The sequence below is a fragment of the Geomonas diazotrophica genome (assembly GCF_019063885.1).
Lineage (GTDB): Bacteria > Desulfobacterota > Desulfuromonadia > Geobacterales > Geobacteraceae > Geomonas > Geomonas diazotrophica.
On sequence record NZ_CP077684.1, the window covers coordinates 4,393,891 to 4,412,177 of the forward strand.

The 18,287-nt window shown below is 63.3% G+C and carries 19 protein-coding genes; 14 read left to right on the plus strand and 5 right to left on the minus strand.

Annotated elements, in window-relative coordinates:
- Positions 1–225 precede the first annotated feature (225 nt).
- Positions 226–1,632, minus strand: a complete 1,407-nt coding sequence (locus tag KP003_RS19440; protein ID WP_216500120.1) for a sigma-54-dependent transcriptional regulator — start codon at positions 1,630–1,632, stop codon at positions 226–228.
- Positions 1,622–3,343: a transporter substrate-binding domain-containing protein gene (locus tag KP003_RS19445; RefSeq protein ID WP_216789752.1), complete on the minus strand. Its 1,722-nt coding sequence runs from the start codon at positions 3,341–3,343 to the stop codon at positions 1,622–1,624. Before KP003_RS19445 ends, KP003_RS19440 begins: the two co-directional genes overlap by 11 nt.
- 259 nt (positions 3,344–3,602) lie before the next feature.
- Here KP003_RS19445 and KP003_RS19450 point away from each other — a divergent pair, with 259 nt between their 5' ends.
- From KP003_RS19450 to KP003_RS19485, 8 genes are all read left to right on the plus strand, one after another.
- Positions 3,603–3,995, plus strand: a complete 393-nt coding sequence (locus tag KP003_RS19450) for a NifB/NifX family molybdenum-iron cluster-binding protein (protein WP_216789754.1) — start codon at positions 3,603–3,605, stop codon at positions 3,993–3,995.
- A gap of 2 nt (positions 3,996–3,997) precedes the next feature.
- Entirely contained in the window at positions 3,998–4,360 is a 363-nt protein-coding gene (locus KP003_RS19455; RefSeq protein WP_216789756.1) for a DUF134 domain-containing protein, read from the plus strand.
- Positions 4,335–4,586 carry a GSU3529 family protein gene (locus tag KP003_RS19460; RefSeq protein WP_216789757.1) on the plus strand — a complete coding sequence of 84 codons (252 nt, stop codon included), beginning with the start codon at positions 4,335–4,337 and terminating at the stop codon, positions 4,584–4,586. The genes KP003_RS19455 and KP003_RS19460 overlap by 26 nt, the downstream gene beginning before the upstream one ends.
- 108 nt (positions 4,587–4,694) lie before the next feature.
- Positions 4,695–4,961, plus strand: a complete 267-nt coding sequence (locus KP003_RS19465; protein WP_216500125.1) for a hypothetical protein — start codon at positions 4,695–4,697, stop codon at positions 4,959–4,961.
- 58 nt (positions 4,962–5,019) lie between these two features.
- A complete protein-coding gene (locus KP003_RS19470) occupies positions 5,020–6,492 on the plus strand; it encodes a cytochrome c family protein (RefSeq protein WP_239027575.1) in 1,473 nt (490 codons plus the stop codon).
- 224 nt (positions 6,493–6,716) lie between these two features.
- A complete protein-coding gene (locus KP003_RS19475) occupies positions 6,717–8,009 on the plus strand; it encodes a double-cubane-cluster-containing anaerobic reductase (RefSeq protein ID WP_216500126.1) in 1,293 nt (430 codons plus the stop codon).
- A gap of 3 nt (positions 8,010–8,012) precedes the next feature.
- Positions 8,013–8,756, plus strand: coding sequence for an acyl-CoA dehydratase activase (locus tag KP003_RS19480; RefSeq protein ID WP_216789758.1), 744 nt, complete (start codon positions 8,013–8,015; stop codon positions 8,754–8,756).
- Between the two features lie 63 nt (positions 8,757–8,819).
- Entirely contained in the window at positions 8,820–9,260 is a 441-nt protein-coding gene (locus tag KP003_RS19485; protein WP_216500128.1) for a rhodanese-like domain-containing protein, read from the plus strand.
- 62 nt (positions 9,261–9,322) lie between these two features.
- Here KP003_RS19485 and KP003_RS19490 read toward each other — a convergent pair whose 3' ends face one another.
- A complete protein-coding gene (locus KP003_RS19490) occupies positions 9,323–11,734 on the minus strand; it encodes an ATP-dependent DNA helicase (RefSeq protein ID WP_217300170.1) in 2,412 nt (803 codons plus the stop codon).
- Between the two features lie 149 nt (positions 11,735–11,883).
- Here KP003_RS19490 and KP003_RS19495 point away from each other — a divergent pair, with 149 nt between their 5' ends.
- The 4 genes from KP003_RS19495 (at position 11,884) to KP003_RS19510 (ending at position 14,793) form a co-directional block, all read left to right on the plus strand.
- Positions 11,884–12,168: a cytochrome c7 gene (locus KP003_RS19495; RefSeq protein WP_216500130.1), complete on the plus strand. Its 285-nt coding sequence runs from the start codon at positions 11,884–11,886 to the stop codon at positions 12,166–12,168.
- A gap of 264 nt (positions 12,169–12,432) precedes the next feature.
- On the plus strand, positions 12,433–12,861 hold the full coding sequence (locus KP003_RS19500) for a hypothetical protein (RefSeq protein WP_217300171.1): 429 nt from the start codon (positions 12,433–12,435) through the stop codon (positions 12,859–12,861).
- Between the two features lie 86 nt (positions 12,862–12,947).
- Positions 12,948–13,370 (plus strand): hypothetical protein, encoded by a 423-nt coding sequence (locus KP003_RS19505; protein WP_216500132.1) that lies wholly within the window; start codon positions 12,948–12,950, stop codon positions 13,368–13,370.
- Between the two features lie 25 nt (positions 13,371–13,395).
- Complete coding sequence (locus KP003_RS19510) at positions 13,396–14,793, plus strand: radical SAM/SPASM domain-containing protein (RefSeq protein ID WP_217300172.1); 1,398 nt, start codon at positions 13,396–13,398, stop codon at positions 14,791–14,793.
- 11 nt (positions 14,794–14,804) lie between these two features.
- Here KP003_RS19510 and trhA read toward each other — a convergent pair whose 3' ends face one another.
- Positions 14,805–15,473, minus strand: coding sequence for a PAQR family membrane homeostasis protein TrhA (gene trhA / locus KP003_RS19515; RefSeq protein ID WP_217300173.1), 669 nt, complete (start codon positions 15,471–15,473; stop codon positions 14,805–14,807).
- Between the two features lie 152 nt (positions 15,474–15,625).
- On the opposite strand from trhA, the gene KP003_RS19520 reads away from it, so the two are divergent.
- Positions 15,626–16,723, plus strand: a complete 1,098-nt coding sequence (locus KP003_RS19520) for a phosphotransacetylase family protein (protein WP_216789761.1) — start codon at positions 15,626–15,628, stop codon at positions 16,721–16,723.
- 183 nt (positions 16,724–16,906) lie between these two features.
- Here the strand turns inward: KP003_RS19520 and KP003_RS19525 are convergent, their stop codons facing one another.
- Complete coding sequence (locus KP003_RS19525) at positions 16,907–17,179, minus strand: cytochrome c7 (protein ID WP_217300174.1); 273 nt, start codon at positions 17,177–17,179, stop codon at positions 16,907–16,909.
- 178 nt (positions 17,180–17,357) lie between these two features.
- Between KP003_RS19525 and KP003_RS19530 the strand changes: the two genes are divergently transcribed.
- Positions 17,358–18,269 (plus strand): helix-turn-helix transcriptional regulator, encoded by a 912-nt coding sequence (locus KP003_RS19530; RefSeq protein ID WP_217300175.1) that lies wholly within the window; start codon positions 17,358–17,360, stop codon positions 18,267–18,269.
- Positions 18,270–18,287: the final 18 nt, after the last annotated feature.

The following is an 18,287-nucleotide window of genomic DNA, read 5'->3' on the forward strand; positions in this document are numbered from 1 at the left end:
CAGCCTTTGCCTCATTAGAGCAGGATCGGTACCAAACGGGACCATTCGCGACAAGTTGCCGTTATCTTTACATTAATTGGCGAAACGGGAAGGTACGGGGGATGCGAACCCCTATAGCCGTCGGCTATGGGTCTTACCCGGGGGGACGTGGAAAAGTGGCTTGAGTGCGGTGGGTTACAACTGTTATTGCCGGAGTCTATGACTATAGACTCCGGCAATAGGGGTTCAGCGGCGGGCGAGCTTGAGGCGCTTCCAGAGGGAAGGTTGGGAGATGCCGAGCAGCCGGGCGGCGAGGGTCTGGTTGCCGCCGGCACGGGTCATCGCCTCCTCCAGCAGGTATCCGGCCGCGTTGGCAAAGGTCGGCAGCGGCTCGAACGCGGCGAACGGATTCTGGTCCGGGATGCGCTCCGCCACGACCCCGCCGGTGGCGTTGATCGACTTCACGAAGCACTCCATGGAAAGCATGCGCTCCTTGTGGGTGCTTACCGCGTCGAAGACCATCGCCTTGAACTCGCGGACATTACCCGGGAACGCATAGGTGGACAGAAGCTGCACGAGCCCAGGCGGCGGAGTCGGCTTTTTCTTGCCAAGCGTCCTCGCCGCCTCCTCCAGGAACAGGTCCAGGAGGTAGGGAATATCCCCCTTGCGCTCGCGCAGCGGCGGGACCTCGACGTGGTGGGTGCGCAGCCGGTAGAACAGGTCGCGCCTGAAGGTCCCTTCAGCGACCTTCGCCTCCAGGTTCTGGTGGGTCGCCACCACGACGCGCGCCTTCAGCCGCTTGGGTTGGTCGCTCCCCAGGGGGAAATACTCACCTTCCTGGAGCAGCCGCAAAAGTTTCACTTGGGACGCGATGCTCAGGTCTCCGATCTCGTCGAGGAAGAGGGTGCCGTTGGCGGCCGCCTCGATCATCCCGCGGCGCACCCCTTCGGCACCGGTGAAGGCGCCGCGCAGGTGCCCGAACAGGGTGTCCGCGAAGACCGTGTCGTCGAGACCGGCCACGTTGACCGCCACCATCTCCCCCTTGCAGCCGCTGAGCCGATGCGTGGCCTGCGCCAGCAGTTCCTTGCCGGTGCCGCTCTCGCCGGTGATCAGCAGGGGGAGCGGGCTTTTGGCCACCGCCTCGATGTAGGCGAACATGGCCTGCATGGCGCGGTCGGCGGTGCAGATGGCGGAGAACGCCTCCGGGTGCTTGAGCTCACAGGAGACGAAACGCCGCGTCATCTCCTTGTTTTCCCGCTGCAGCTCGAGGTGCTTGATGGCGCGCACCACGCCGCAGACGATGCGCTCCTCGTCATCGGTCTTCACGTAGTAGTCGTAGGCGCCAAGCTTCATGCAGGTCACCACCTTCCCCACCTGGTTCAGGCCGCTGACCACTATGACTGCCACCGCCGGGTAACGCTCCCCGATCTGGGTCAGCAGCTCCTCCCCGGAAACGTGCGGCATGGTGAGGTCGAGCAAGACCAGGCCGAAGTCGGCCTGCGCCATCAGCTCCAGGACCTGGCGGCTGTCGCTGCACGATTCCACGTTGGTGATCCCGGCGCTGCTTTCCAGCGCGAGCGAGAGCGAGCGCAGCCAGGCCGGCTCGTCATCTACCAGCAACACCCGGAAGGCCGGGTAGAGCTCACTGTCCATTTTTACTCCCTGCCACGGCAGCCGGAAGAGAAAGGGTGACCGTGGTCCCTTCCCCGGGACTCGACTCGAAGCCGAGGTCGCCGCCGTGGTCCTTGATGATGTTGGCCGAAATGGAGAGCCCGAGGCCGGTCCCTCCGCTCTCGCGCTTGGTGGTGAAGAATGGATCGGTCAGGTGCTGCAGGTGCTCAGGAGCGATACCGGTTCCCTGGTCACGCACCTTGAGCACCACCCTCCCCGCCCCGGCGTCGTGGCTTGTGGCGACCTCGATGCCGCGGCTTGGGTCCGGCAACGCCTGCCCGGCGTTCATGATCAGGTTCACCACCACCTGCTCCAGCCGTTGCGCGTTGCCATGGACCGGCGGCAGGCCGGCCCCGTAGCTCACGCTGAAATTGCTGGTGTATTTCCGGGTTGCCACATCCACCAGGCGCACCGCGGTCCGCACCACCTCGTTGAAGTCGAGCGGTTCCTTGCGCGCCTCGTCGTCCTTTCTGGCGAAGTTCTTCAGATCGTCCACGGTCTTCTTGATGCGGTGCGCCCCGTCCTGTATCTCGTCCAGGATGAGCGGAACCTCCTGCCGAACCCGTTGGTACCTGATCCCTCCCAGAGAGAAGTCCCCCTCTTCCTCCTGGTAACGGTCTAGGATCCGCTCCGCGTCCCGGAAAATCTTCTTCAGGGTCGGCATGTTCATCAGGATGATCCCGGTGGGGTTGTTGATCTCGTGGGCGACCCCGGAAACTAGGATCCCGAGGGCCGCCATTTTGTCCGCCTGCACCAGTTGCTGCTGGTTTCTCTGCAACTCGGCCAGGGCGTTAGAGAGCGATTCCGTGCGCTGCGCCACCTGCCTGCGCAGGGAGTATGACCAAAGCACCGTCGCCGCCAGTATCAAAGAGAGGGGTATCACCACCAGCGCCGCGTACTTGGCGATGAGGAGCCAGGAGGTCTTCTGCGGCTCCAGAACGCCGATCCACTTGTTGTAGATCTCGTCGAACTGGCCGGTCTTCTTCAGGATGCTCAGCCCTTCGTTGAACTGGGCCAGCAGTTCCGCATTCCCCTTCTTAACCGCGTAGCAGTAGTAACGCTGGGGCGCCACGTTGCTCGCCACCGGCACGACGTCGGTGAGCTTTTCCTCGCGGATGATGTACATGCCCGGCAGCAGCGCGAGCACCGCGTAGTCGCAGTCCCCCCGGGCAAGCTGTTCCAGGGTTTCGCGCGGGCTGTCGGTCAGCACCAGGTCGCGCTCCCACCCCATCTCTTTCAGGTAGTTGTGCATCCCTCCGCCGCGGTGCACCAGCACCTTCTTCCCCTTGAGCTCATCCAGACTCTTGACCTTCGGAGTCCCCTTCCTGGCGAAGATGGCTTGCACGATGATGGAATGCGGCGTGGAAAAATCGAATTCCCGGGCGCGTGTTTCCGAGAAGGAGAGCCCCTCCAGTACGTCCACCTCGCCACTGTCGAGCTGCTTCAGAATGGCTCCGAAATCCCCCAGCCGGATCTCGACCTGCATCCCCATGACACTGGCGATGGCCTTGGTGAGATCGACGATATAGCCTGCGGGCTGGCCGTACTTGTCCAGGAACTGGTAGGGGGGATAGTTGCTGTTGCCCCCCACGACGATGAGCCTGGAGGCAGAGGCGGGAGCGGTCGACTGCGCCGCGAAGCCCGATGCGGGCAAGATGAGGGTCAGCAGTAAGAGGATGATTCTGGTCAGCATGGCAAGCAGGGCTCCTGCGCATAACCGCTAGGTGCATGGCCAAGGAGAAAGATGACTCGCAGTGGGAGTTCGCGGCACTTATACCACCTGTGTGCAGCCGGGGTCAAAGCAAATCTAATACTCGTCGCCCATCTTGCCGGGGGGTATTTCCACACTGGCAGTGCGAGAAAATGGCATCTTTCCTTTAAAACATATTGACATATACCTTTTTGAATGTTAGTGATTCTTTGTGCATATACACAATACTCGGAGGTTGTTCATGAAGATTTGCTTTCCGGTTGAAACGAACCAGGGTCTGAGCAGCCCAGTCTACGGCCATTTCGGTTCGGCTCCCGGGTTTCTACTGGTAGACAGCGCCACCGGCGAATGCGTGGCCATCGGCAACGGCGACCGCGTGCATCAGCACGGCGCCTGCAACCCTGTCGCCGGGCTCGGGGGGTACGTGGTCGACGCCGTTGTGGTCGGCGGCATCGGCGGCGGGGCCCTCCACAAGCTCAACGCCGCCGGCATGCGGGTCTATCGCGCCGGAGCCGACACGGTAGCCGACAACCTCGCGCTTTTCCAGGCGAACCGGCTCCAGGAATACATGCCCGGCCACACCTGCGGCGGCCATGGCGGCGGCCATGACCACGGCCACGGCTGCGCTCACTGATCGTGCCGCGTCCGCGCAAACCGAGAACCTGCATCTGTCCACACCGCGCCGGTTTCGCCGCGGTCTTCAAGCCGGCGGGCACTCCGCTCATGGAACTCGACCTGGTGCGGCTCGCGCATGACGAGCTGGATGCGCTGCACCTGTGCGACGGGGAAGGAAAGACGCAGGAAGAGGCGGGGGTCTGCCTGGGGGTGTCGCGGGGAACCGTGCAACGCCTGCTGGCCGCCGCACGAAGCAAGGTAGCCCAGGCCCTGGTGCAGCAGAAGGCGCTGGCCATTTCCGGGGCGCCCGGAGCGGTGACGTCTTTCCCTTGCGGCAACGACACGGAAAGGAGTGCCGATGGAATTGCTTCGGGAAATCGCTGAAACCGCGCGACGCCAGCATGAGGAGGCGGGACTTCCCTCCTGGCTGGTCGCCCAGGTCGACGAACTTGCCTCCGCGCCCTGCGCTGTCAAGGACCCCGCGGACCTCGCGCTGCTCCTGAGGCAGCTGGAGGAGTTCGACAGTTATGCCGGGGCCGGCTGCTTTGGCGATTCCGTCAGTGCCGCCACGATTCAAGCGACGCTGCACCGGTTGCGAGGCGCTTCCTGAGCCCCTGCACACCCGCCAGCGCTTTCGGTCGGCTGCGCACCGGCTTTCTTTCGGCAGGATCACCACCTGCCCCTGCACTGCAACTTTGTGATTGATTCGAGGTGTCTCATGGCGTGCGAACTCGTCGAATGCTGCCAGTTCTTCAAGGACAACATGAAGGACCTGCCTAAGGCGGCACAGTACATTCAAAGCAAACTCTGCTTCGGTGACTACCAAAGCTGCAACCGGTACCAGATCTACCGGCAGACCGGCGAGCACCTTCCCTTCGAGCTTTTTCCCGACGACCAGGAAGCGATCAAGAAGGTGAAGCAGTGCATGCGCAAGAAGCAGTGCCAGAACGGTCCGCCGACGGGGCAGGGACCGGACACGGAATAATCGAACGGCCTCCGGCCCCTGCCGGTGCCTATCATGCCTGACGCAAAAGGAGGACCTCGTGCTGCAGAGAAGGGTTGCGCTCGTTCTTGCCACCGCAGTCGCCTTTGCCACCTTGGCGGGCACCACGCACGCCGCGTCCCCGGTCTTCGACGTGAACCGGGACTTCTACCCCTACTACCCCTCCCTCATCAAGTGGGACAAGTCCACCCTCGACTTCACCCCCCCCAGCGTCTGCCAGGGTTGCCACGAGAAACAATACAAGGAGTGGACCGGGTCGGTGCACCAGCTCGCGTTCCAGGACCCGGTCTACCAGGGCGAGCTGAACAAGGCGGTGAAAGCGGTCGGCCACGAGATCTCGCGCCAGTGCGAGGGATGCCATTCCCCCGCCGGCGTGGTCACCGGTGAAATCAAGGGGCCGGGCAACGCGGGGCTGAGCGAGATGGCGCTGGCCGGGGTTTCCTGCGACATCTGCCATTCCGTGAGCGGCACCACGCACTGGCAGACCCCCTCCCACGAGCCGGAGAACGGCTCCTTCATCCTGGCGCCCGGTGCCGAAACCAAGGACGGTCCGCGGTTCGTCAAGCGCGGTCCCTTCACGCCCGGTGCCGAGTGCGGGGGCGGCTTCCACGACTGCGTCGAGAGCCCCTTGCACCTGCAGGCCGATCTCTGCGCCTCCTGCCACCAGGTGTATCACTACGACGCCCACTTCCCGCTGGAGGCCACCTACCTCGAGTGGAAGCACGGCCCGTACGCCCAGCGCGGCATCCTCTGCCAGGACTGCCACATGGTGGAGACCCAGGCATTCTTGAAGGCGGCGGACCAGTTCGCCAAGCCGCAGCGCGGCGAGTACCGTCACTTCTTCAACGGCGCCAACTACCTCCTTAGCTACCTTGCCGCCGGCGCCGCCAGGAAGGCCGGCAACCAGGAGCAGGCCGAGTCGTCGATGAAGCAGTACGCCATGGCCGTGGACCGGCTCAAGTCGGCCGCGTCGGTCGAGATCATCCCGAACTACCACAAAGGGGAACTGACCGAACTGCAGGTACGTGTCAAGAACCTCCGCGCCGGACACAACCTCCCCACCTCGCTCACCAACGTGCGGCAGATGTGGCTGGAGATCGTCGCGAAGGACGAGGCCGGGAGGACCATCCTCAATAGCGGCCAGGCCGGCCCGGACGGCTCGCTCCCGGCGAACGCGAGGCTCTTCAATTCCGACGGCATCGGTGAGGACTTCCACTTCGCCGTCGACCCCTGGGTGGTGACCTCCTTCTCGCGCCATGACACCATCCCTCCCAGGGGGTACAAGGACGTGCATTACGGCGTCCCCCCGCTGAAGGGGGTGAAGAAGCTGAACGTCGAGGTGAAGCTGCGCTACCGCCAGGCCGACCAGAAGTTGGCAGAGGCGCTGCTCAAGGCGGTCCCCAAGGACATCGACCTGAAAAAAACCTATGGCCTTACCGCGGTACCGCCGTTGCCCGTAGTCGACATGGCCGTGCAGAAGGTGGCCATTACCCCGCGCCAGCCCGGCCGCTGATTCGCGCCGTCACCTGCCTCTCCAGAAAAGCCTCCGCGTCGCGGGGGCTTTTTTTGTGCCTGCGGGTGCAGGCCCCCTTGATCCGCCAGCCGGTTCTCTAACACCCGAAGGTATCGCTTTTTACCATAACACCAACCGTTTGTATCGAAACAATCCGTTTGACTTATTTCCACCGCGAACATATAAAAATCCTCATTCTTTTATCTTTCGTGGAGGGACCTGTTATGAACGACGCTTTTCAGGTGCATTCGGACCCTGAGCTCTGGGAAGAGCTTGGCATGGACGTCGCCCGCTTCTCGGGCATGCCCGCGATGCTGACCGGCGCCTACAAGAACATCTTCCTGTCGCAGCACAACCGCCCTGAAAAGATGTCGTATTTCGACGACATGGTCGCCAACATCCACACCGGGCGCATCAGGGAGATCCACGATGCCAAAAAGGGGGGGAAGCCGGTCATCGGCACCTTCTGCGTCTACGTCCCCGAGGAGTTGGTGGTCGCCGCCGGCGGGATCTGCATCGGGCTTTGCGGCGGCGCCCAGGGCTCCATCGCGGACGCGGAGAAGATCCTGCCGCGCAACATCTGCCCCATGGTCAAATCCGCTTTCGGCTTCAAGGTCGGGAAGATCTGCCCCTATTTCCAGGTGGTCGACCTGGTTTACGGCGAGACCACCTGCGACGCCAAGAAAAAGACCTGGGAGCTTTTGGACCGTTACGTCCCGACCCACGTCATGGAGATCCCGCAGATGAAACGGGAGCGGGACAAACGGCTCTGGCTGGACGAGGTGAAGGATTTCAAGGCCGCCGTGGAACGGATCACCGACACCGTGACCGATTTCGATGCTGTGGCCGCAGGGATCAGGACCATCAACGCGAAACGCTTCGCCCTGCAGAGACTGAACTCCTTGCGCCACCATAACCCCTCCCCCATCAGCGGTAAGGACATGCTGCTTATCGAGCAGATCGCTTTCTACGACGAGCCGGTCCGCTTCGCGCAGAAGGTGCACGAGCTGTGCGACGAACTGGAGCAGCGCATAGGCCTCGGCGTCGCCGTGGCGCCGACGCCGACACCGCGCATCATGGTCTCGGGCACCCCGATGGCGCTCCCCAACTGGAAGCTGCACCACATCATCGAGAGCGCCGGCGCCATCGTCGTGAACGAGGAGAGCTGCATCGGCACCCGCTACTACAAGGACCTGATCGACGAGGGGTCGAAGGACCTGGAGCAGCAGCTGGAGCGGCTTACCGAGCGCTACATGAAGATCGACTGCTCCTGTTTCACCCCCAACGACGACCGCATCGCCCAGGTGTTCAAGGAGTACGAGGCCTCCGGGGCGGAGGGGATCATCGATTACTGCCTCCAGTTCTGCCACACCTACAACATCGAGGCGGTGAAGCTCAGGGAGGCCTGCGAGGCCCGCGGCATCCCGTTCATGTCCATAGAAACCGACTATTCCCCGGACGATGCGGGGCAGCTCCAGACGCGCGTCGAGGCGTTCCTCGAGCAGATCAGGGGGTAGCCCGTGCAAGTGGGGATCGATCTCGGCTCGCGCACCATCAAGACCGTCACCTTGAAGGGGGGAGCCGTGCTGCAGCGCCGCGTCGTGGAAAGCGGCTTTGAGCCGCACCGCCAGGCCCTTAAGATGCTTGGCGAACACCCGCAGGCGCGGGTGGTGGCGACCGGCTACGGGCGGCACCTGATGCAGCAGCACGCCGACCTCGACATCATCACCGAGATCAAGGCCCATGCCCTCGGGGCGAGGCACCTCTTCCCGCACTGCCGTACCGTTCTCGACGTGGGGGGCCAGGACAGCAAGGTGATCCAGCTGAGCGAGGATGGACGCATCGTCAACTTCCAGATGAATGACAAGTGCGCTGCGGGGACCGGGCGCTTTCTCGAGATGATGGCGGTGTCCCTGGGCTACGGCCTGACGGATTTCGGCAGCGCCGCAGCAGAGGCCGACGCCGGCACCCCCATCAACAGCATGTGCGCCGTTTTCGCCGAATCTGAAGTCATTTCCCTGAAGAACAGGGGCATCCCCCCTGCCGAGATCGCCCGCTCGGTGCACCTTGCCGTCGCCTCGCGGCTGGCGGCGATGGTCTCGAAGACCGGCGAGTGCCGCCATCTCGTTTTTACCGGCGGTGTCGCCAACAACACGACCCTGGTGGCGATGCTGGAGAATGCGCTGGGAGTGCCGGTGCTGGTTCCGGAGGATCCTTCCATAACCGGAGCGCTGGGTGCAGCCCTGCACGCGGGCTGCTCCTGATACGTGAAACAGAGGATGTACGGGCTGCAATAGTCCGACAGAAAAAGGATAGGAGAGAAAAAGATGAGAAGAGTGGTTTCACTGACCCTGGCTGTACTGTTCACCCTGACCGCGACGGCGGCCTTCGCCGGCAACCTTTTCGGCGGCAACTACCGCTACGTGGCGCCTGCCGACTTCAAGAAGTGGCTTGAGACCGGCAAGAAGGTGCAGATCGTCGACATCCAGGTGCCCGCGGAATTCCAGCAGCACCACTTCAAGGGGGCGGTGCAGACCAACGCCTTCCCGGTGAAGTCCGCCGAGGACAAGCAGAAGCTCGACCGTGTGCTGCCGCAGCTGACCGCTTCCCGCGAGGAGATCGTCATCGTCTGCCCCCGCGGCGGCGGCGGAGCCAAGAACACCTACGACTACCTGAAGGGGAAGGGTATCGCCGAGGCGCGCCTGCTGATCCTCGAGGAGGGGATGCAGGGGTGGCCCTACCGCGAACTGGTGGCGCAGGGCAAATAAGACGGGGAGCCGAGGCTACCCTGCAACGGCCGCTTCTCTCCCGCGAGAGAAGCGGCTTTTTTTTATTGTTCCGGGTCCAGCGGCCGTGCCCAGAAGTCACCGACGTCCTTCAGTATCGCGCCCGACACCAGCTCCTCGGCCCGCGTCTCGAACCAGTCCGCCGGCATGGCGCTACTGTAACCCAGTTCCAGGAAACGGTCGTCCATGAGCACGATGACGCCGCGGTCGGTCTCCGAGCGGATCACCCGCCCAGCGGACTGGATCGCCTTGGACATGGCCGGGATGGTGTAGGCGTACTCGAACCCCTTGCCGTAATGGCGCTGGTAGTAGGCGCGCATCTCCTCGCGCTCCAGGTCGTAGTTGGGCAGCGGCGGCCCGACCACGAAGGCGCCGATCACCATGTCACCCGCGTAATCCACCCCTTCCGAAAGCGATCCCCCCTGCACCGCGAAGACCACCGTGGGCACCACCCCCGACCGGAGCTGCTCCAGGAACTCTGCGGTCCGCGCCCCCTTCATGCTCCGTTCCTGCCGGAGCACCTCGAAGCCTTCCGGCGCCCGGAACAGCTCGGCCACCCGCTCCAGGAAGCCGAAACTGGGGAAGAAGGCCAGGTAATTGCCGCGCCTGAGGGCGACGATCCGCGCCAGGGCATCGGCGATGCGCGCGTAGTTGCGCTCGCGCTGGGAATAGCGGGTGGAGACCTGCGGGATGATCAAAAGCTTGCGCCGCTCCGGGGGGAAGGGGCTCTGGAACTCGGACCAGCGCACCTCTTCCGGGTCGAGACCGGAGAGCTTGGCGTAGTACTCCATCGGCTTAAGCGTCGCCGAAAAGCCGACCACCTGCTGGTACTCGGCATAGCGCTCCCGGATCAACTCCGAGGCGTCGCAGCAGGTCACCTTGACGCTGCCACCGCCGCCGTGCGGCTGGTACGAGGTGAAGAATTCCTGGCGCTCCGAGCGCACGGCGAATTCCAGCGTCTCGGTGAACTGCGACCAGTAGTAGCAAAGGCGCAGGACGGGATCCTCCTGCCTGATCTCAACATCCGCCTCGAGGTAGCGGGACAAAAGGGCGCGCAGCCTGCCGTCCAGCTCCAGGAAGGGGGCGAGCGGCGGCTCGATCCGGGAGGCTTTCCCCCCGTCCCCCCGACGGCAGGAGAGAACCGCCGCGACGCACTCCTCCAGGAGCTCGGCGGCCTCGCGCCGAAACGAAGGCGGCACCCCGGCCAGATCCTCGCGCATCCCCTCAAGGACCGCGCTGGACAACCTCGGGGAGTAGTATTCCATGGCCCGGGGGGGGAGGTTGTGCGCCTCGTCGATCACGAGGTTCGGCTTGCCCACCTGGTCCACCGGGAGACCGGCGGCGCGCCCCAGCGCCGAGCGCGGCGCGAAGACGTAGTTGTAGTCGCAGATGACCACGTCGGCCAGCCTGGCGCTGTCGATCTGCAGCTCGAAGGGGCAGACCTGGTACTCCTCGCCCATCTGCCGGAAGTTGCGGCTTTTGAGGCTCCTTTTCTTCTCCAGCAGCTCCACCAGGCCGTGGCGCGCCACCTTCGCGTAGTAGTCGCGTGCGTACTCGCAGTAGTCCGGGGTGCAGATCGGCTCGTTCTGGAAACAGATCTTGCTCTTCGCCGTGATGGTCAAGGACCGCAGCTTCGACCCCGCCTCGCGGAACCTGTGCACCGCGTCCTCGGCGACCTCGTGCTGGCTGTTCTTCGGCGTCACGTAGCAGACCGCCTGCCCCCGCCCGAGCGCCTCCCTGAGCACCGGGTGCAGGACCCCCACCGTTTTCCCCAGCCCGGTCGGCGCCTGGATCAACATGCGCCGCCCCAGCGCCATCCCCAGTTCGATCTCCTGCATGAGCTCCACCTGCCCCGGACGCGGCTTTTCGAAGGGAAAGGGGAAGGTCGCGGCCGCTTTGCGCCTGCGTTGCGCTCTCTTGGCGGCCCTGGCCGCCTCCCGGACCAGTTCGTCCAGCCGGGCGTCGAGCCACCCCTGATATTCTTCCAGGTCGAGCGTGATTTCCAGGTCCGCCGACTGGCCGTTGCGCGACGAGACCAGGTGGAAGGTGAGCCTGGGCACCACGCCGTGCTCCAGCCAATGGAAGTACCCGTAGGTGCAAAGCTGCAGGCAGTACGGTTCCTGGAGCGACCCGCCGGTCAGGCGCCGCTTCAGGTCCCAGAGGTTGAAGCAGCTCTTGATCTCCTCGATGCAGGTATTTTCGCGGCCGTAGACGCCGTCCATGCGCCCGTTGACCTGGAAGCGGAACCCGCCGCGCTCGAGCAACCGCCCCACCGGCACCTCGGCCTGGTAGGTCGGGTCGTCCTGCGCCCGTTTCCTCTGCACCCGCTGGTGGATCTCCTGCCCGTCGCTCGTGGAACGGTCGTAGCCCGAACGGGGCTCGATGCTCCCGGTGCGCGGCACGGGGAGAGCGAAGTAGCCAACCGGGATGTTGATGATGTCGCTTGCTGGTTTCATGTGGCCTGTTAGTCCCTTGATTCTCCGCCACTTTCTAATGACACCTCCTCTTTTGTCAAGCTAAGAATCCGGGGGGCGTTGCAATAACTGGGCGAACGGGTATCCTCTTTTGCGTACCGTCTAATTACAGGCCCAAAGGAGACGAAAACATGAGAAGAGCCATTGCAGCAGCCGTTCTTTCGCTTTTCTGCGCCGGGTTTGCCTATGCCGCTGACGAGACCGTGGTGGTGCTCCCCGCGAAGAACGGCAACGTGACCTTCCCGCACAAGCAACACAAGGACATGCCGGAGATGAAGTGCACCAACTGCCACGAAACCGACAAGGGAGGGAAGATCGCGGCCCTTGGCAAGGACTGGGCGCACAGCACCTGCAAGGGGTGCCACACCGACAAGGGCAAAGGGCCCACCAAGTGCAACGAGTGTCATAAAAAGTAGCTCCTTTCCCGCCCGATCCACCCTCGGCGGGGGCCACGGCCTCCGCCGCTTTCATGCCAGCCCCCTAAGCAGAAAATCAATTAGAACCCCGCCCGCAACATTGACATACTCTAATTTTTCGAGATAATGAACTCGCTCGGGACTCCCCGCTTATCATCTGTCGGCCGCCAACTACCTGTCCTGACTTGGCGCGCTTCACATGGCACGACAGGAACCGGGCTGCCAGGCTCTTCCATTAAAGGTTGAGGCAGAGGAGATTCACTTATGAAGGACCCTTTCCACGACCTGCACCACCACGAAACCGGAAGCACCTCCCATATAAGGCTCATCTCCGAGGGGGGGAGTTCGCACGCCAGGAGCCCCGAGCTGGTCTGCATCGACTCCATCCAGGCCACCCAGAACTGCACCACCGAGGCACAGCACACGGTCTTCCCCGCGGCCGTCGGTCCGGGACCCGTGTTCCCCGAGAGCCCGGTCTGCACCCTTCCCCCCGAACATGCCGAGGCGCTGGACCGCGGGATCCTGCCCCCCCTGCTGCGCCAACGGCTGCAGCTGTTGAGCCTTCCCTTGAGTCCGGCTGCCGCGGTATCGGTGAAAGACCCTGGCAAGCTGTGGCAGATCGCCGATGAGACCTCCTCCTACTCGGTCAGATCGATCGCCGCGCGCCTCGCGGTGTATGCGGAGTTGCGATGACCGCAGTCGTGAAGAGTCGCTGACTACCGGTGGCGCGGCAAGACGGCCCTCCGCACCCGGATGCTATCCAATGAAAGGAGAGAGCGATGGCCGAAGAAAAAACAGGTGGGGAGAACGGCGACAGCAGGCACCTGAAACTCGTCTCGGAGGGGGGCGGGGATGCATCAACCCGGAGCGCGCAGTGCTGGTCGCCCGACCAGATCGTTGCGAGTTGCATCACATCCCAGCAGATGGAGAACTTCAGGGCCTACAACAACGTGTGCATGACCCTGCCGACCAACGACATGTACGTATTCTCGCTGTCGCCGGAGCACGCGGGGGAACTGGACCGGGGGGAGATTCCGCACATCGTGCGGCAGGAGTTCGAGGCCAACGGCTCTGCACTTTCCCCCGCGGCAAGACTCAACGTGCAGCACTCCGGCAGGGTCTGGTTCATCGTCGATCTGGACCGCAAGTACTCGATCCGGATGGTGCCGACCGGTTTGCTGGTCTACAGCGAGAGGCTATGACCAGCGACCCAGCCGGAGAAACGCCATGAGCGACTACCACGCCTTCGAGCAGGGAGGAGAGAACTACCTCTTCTTCAGCCGCTCCGCAAAGCTCTACCAGGTCAGCCCGCTGGCAGCCCGGCTGATCCGGGATTTGTTTCCGCCCGAGGGGGGAGAAGGCCCGCCCGCACCCGGCACCGCGCCGCCGCAGCCGCTTACTCCCGAGGAGGACGCGCTCTACGCCGAGCTGCTCGCCCTTTTCACACGCGAGCTGGCGGTCCCGCTCCCTGCCCCGCAGCAGCAGGACGATTCCTTTGCCGAAAACAGCTACCAGACCTTTTCCATCTATCTCGCCCAGACCTGCAACATGGCCTGCTGCTACTGCTGGAACCGGGGCGGGACGTTCGGGAAGCCGGGACACCTCATGGGGTGGAACACGGCCCGCCGTGCCACCGAGCTGATCGTGTCCCTGGTGGAACATTCAAGCGCCGAAAAGATCTTCATCAACTTCTACGGCGGCGAGCCGCTGCTCGATTTTCCGGTCCTGCAGCAGATCACCGGAGAGCTTTTGAAACACGAGGCGCGCCTGGGAAAAAACTTCTATCTGACCCTGGACACCAACGGCACCCTCCTGGAGGGGCAGGCCGCGCAGTTCCTGGCACGCTACTTCACCCAGGTTGGGGTCAGCCTCGACGGGAGCCAGCGCATCCACGACCTGCAGCGTCCCGGGAAGTACGGCGAGGAAACCTGGCAGCAGATTGTCAACAACGTCAGGAGCTTCCCCAACCCGAAACTGCTCGGGATCAGGGCAACGCTCACCGCGTTTTCCGACAGCTACCTGGAGACCTTCCGCCACCTCACCACCCTGGGGGTCGGCCGCATCCAGCTCGAGTACTGCCACGAACCGGGATACCGCCAAAACCCCATTTACGAGAAGCTGATCGTACCCCCAAAGCGGCAGCTGGACGAACTGCGTGAATTCGTGGATTACTACGTGGACTACATCGCCAGCTACAAGAGCACCCGCGACATCCCTTTCGTCTCGAACCTTCTGGACAGCATCAACAGGATCAGGCGCGCCAACCGCTTCACCCGCCCCTGCGGCGCGGGTACCAACACGCTCGCCATCAACAGCCGCGGCCAGGTCTTCCCCTGCATCGCCTTCGTGGAACGGGCCGATTTCGCCATGGGGGAGACCGGACAGGGGACTTTATCCCTGCACCAGTCCCTGCGAGGGTTCGAGGTGGACAGCCAGCTCCCCTGTCATGATTGCTGGCTGCGCTACGACTGCGCCGGCGGCTGCCATGCCACCCACTACGACATGACCGGGCAAGCCCGGCAGCCGCACCCCGAATACTGCCGGAACATGCAGGGTCGGGCGGAGGTCTACTTCTACGCGCTCACCCGGATCCTCACCAAATGCCCCTGGCACCTGGAACGGTGACCCGGACCTTGTTAACGCCCGCCGGGCGTTACGTACCAGAAGATGGCCAGGAAGTGGAAGGCGCTCCCCACCAGCACGAAAACGTGCCAGATGGCATGGTTGTAAGGAAGGCGGTCCCAGAGGTAGAAGAGGACGCCGAGGGTGTAGGCCGCACCCCCTGCAAAGAGCAGCAGCAGCCCATTCGGGGCGAGCGATGCGGCAAGCGGCTTGATGACGACCAGCACCAGCCAGCCAAGCCCCAGGTAGAGAATCGGCCCGAGGTAGGGGAGCCGGTGCGCGGTGTACAGCTTCATGAAGGCGCCCGCCGTCCCCAGTCCCCATACCGTGATCAGCAGCCAGTATCCCCACGCCCCCCGCAGGGTCACCATGGCGAAGGGGGTGTAGGTTCCGGCGATCATGAAGTAGACGCAGGCATGATCCAGGATGCGGAACACGTAGCGCAGGCGCGGCCTTCTCACGCTGTGATAGATGGTCGAAACCGCGTAGAAGAGGAGCATGGCGCCTGCGTAGACCGATGCCGAGACGATGCGCGCCATCTCGCCGATGCGGACCGCGAGGGCGATCAGGGCGGCCGCGGCGGCCGCGCTGAGCATGAGCCCCACGCCATGGGTCCAACGGTTGGCGAACTCCTCCGCCTCGGTATAATGGAACAGCCGTTTGCTCAGATCGTCGTCATCCATGGTCGCCCCCAGACATTGGCACCGCTTAAGATACATCAACTTTCCCCTTCCCGCAATCGCCCTCCCCCCCTTTCGGCTTGACAAGCCGTCCCTTCGATACGATCATGTGCATCTCGTTTACACTATGCCAATGTGATTCGCGGAGGGCAGCCTTGGCCAGGAAGATTTTCGTAGCGGCTTCGGGTCAGAACATCGGTAAGACGACCATCAGCGTTTCACTGCTGCACCTTGCCCAGAAGAAGTACGGGCGGGTCGGCTTCATGAAGCCGCTGGGGCCTAAACCCACCGTCCTGCGCGGCATCCCGGTGGACAAGGACGCCGCCCTCATGGCGCAGGTATTCGGCCTGACCAAGGACCTGCGCTACATGTCGCCGGTGGTCGTCTACCCGGAAACCTCCCGGGAGGCCATCGACGGGAAGCTGAACCTCCCCGAGCTGGCCGACCGCATCATGACCAGCTTCGCCGAACTCGAGAAGCACTGCGATTTCATCGTCATAGAGGGGTCCGGGCATCCCGGGGTCGGGACGGTGCTGCGCCTCTCCAACGCGCGGATCGCCAAGATGCTGGACGCACCGGTCCTGATGCTGAGCGGAGGAGGGGTGGGGAACGTCATCGACACCCTCGCCATGAACACGGCGCTGTTCAAGCTGGAAGGGGCCGACGTGCGCGGGGTCCTGGTGAACAAGCTCTTCACCGAGAAGCGTGACACCATGCTGGACTACCTTACCCGCGCCTTCGCGGATCAGCCCTTCTCGGTCCTGGGCGGCTTCGACTACAAGCCGGTGCTGGCGAACCCTTCCCTTGGGAGGGTGGCGCGTCTGCTCGACCTCCCCTTGTACGGCAACCGCCGCGAGGTGAAGCGCATCATCCATCATGTGCAGATAGGTGCTGCTTCCACCCAGCGGGTGACGGAGATGCTGAGCGATTCATCGCTCTTGCTGGTGACCAGCAGCCGTGACGAGCTCTTGGTCACCATCGCCAACCTGTACCAGATGCCGGAATTCCACCCGCTCATCGCCGGGCTGATCATCTCTGGCCAGGCCCCGGTCAGCAACATCACCCAGCGCATCGTGGACCGCAGCAACATACCCTATTTCCGTACCAACCAGACCACCACCGATATCTACAAGATCATCACCGAGGACGTCTCCAAGCTGACCGCCAAGGACACCGAGAAACTGGACCTGATCCGGTCCCTGGCGGAGGAACGCCTCGATTTCGACGCCATCGACGAGCTGTTCGCGCAGTAGCACGAGATGGCAAGGCACGGTCTTTGGCCTGCGTGGCCGACTTCTCCCCCTCCCTTGACGGGAGGGTGTACCAGCGACGTCCTGCTGGATTTTTAAAGTTTAGGAAAAACTAAAAAGGCGGCCTCCGTAGGAGAGCCGCCTGTGCCGTCCCTGGTGGAGAACGGCGTGTGCTGGTCGTGCCGACTACTTCTTGTGGCAGTCAGCGCACTTGGTGGGGCCGGCACCCTTGTCGCTGTGGCACCCTTTGCAGGTCTTGTGCGCCCAGTCCTTGCCGAACCCTTCGATCTTGCCCGGTCCCTTCTCGTGGCAGACCTTACAGTCCTTCAACGCTTCCTGGTGTTTCTTGTGGTTGAAGGTCACGTTCCCGTTTTTGGCGGGCAGGGTGATGACGTCGGCGGCGAAGGCCGCTCCGGCACCGAAGACGACGAGGGCCGCGGCTACGACTACTTTTTTCATGGTGTGCTCCTTTTCTTTTTGAGTTTTTTGCTGCCGAACTGTGGTAAAAATAGCATCTGGTCTCCCCCCCCGGTATCGACATCTATAGCAATACCACCCGATGTCGGGTCCATGGAGGCCATGTCGGGTCGTCCCGCTCCGGGAAGGAGCCGTTTTTACCCTCGCGGAGAGCGTGGTAATGGTGGAAAGCAACGACAAAAACGAAAAGGTCCCCCTCCCCAGCGTGGCCATCGACGGCACCCGGATCAGGAACATACGGGAGACCAAGAAACTCACCCAGCTTTACGTGGCCAACGTGGTCGGAGTGACCACCGACACCATCTCGCGCTGGGAGAACAACCGCTACCCCTCCATCAAGCGGGACAACGCCCAGAAACTGGCCGACGCCCTGGAAGTGCCGCTCGAGGAGGTCCTGCGCCAGGAATCTTCCGAACCGGAGGAGGAGCCGCAGCTTCCGCCTCCCGTTTCCAAAGGCGCCAGGATCGCGGTCTTTGCCGTCGTTGCTGCTGCCCTGGCCGGCCTGCTCCTGTTCTTCCTGTTGCGACAGCCTCCCCTTCCCCCCAGTGCCTCGCGATGGGTGCCGCGCTTCGCCGCTCCCGGGGAGGTTTTCCCGGTGCAGATCAAGGTGGCGCGTCAAGCCACCGCTCCCTTCGGCTTCATCCTCAGGGAAAAACTCCCGGCGGGCGCACGCCTGGTCAACTCGCTCCCCCCCGCCTCCTCGACCGACACCGAGCTTAAGTGGCTGGTCCCCAACGGCGGCACCCCCGTCACCCTCTCCTTCACCCTCCAGGTCCCGGCCGGCTTCAATCCCGGCAAGGACGCCGCGCTCAAGGGGGAGATCGTCATCCACAACATCGGCTCCTCGAACCGGACCGAAGCCGTCGGCGGCAACGGTTCGATCCACATAGGGTCTTACCACTGGGCCGACAGCAACGGGGACGGCCGTATCGACGACGACGAGATCATGCCCGCCTACTACATCTGCGAAGAGATGAAGGGACTGGGGCTGGATTGGAAGACCATCGAGGCGATCTGGAGCGGCAAGGGCTACCGCTGGGACGCCAAGCGCGGCTACACCGTGATGAAATAGGCTGTTCCCCCCCCTTAG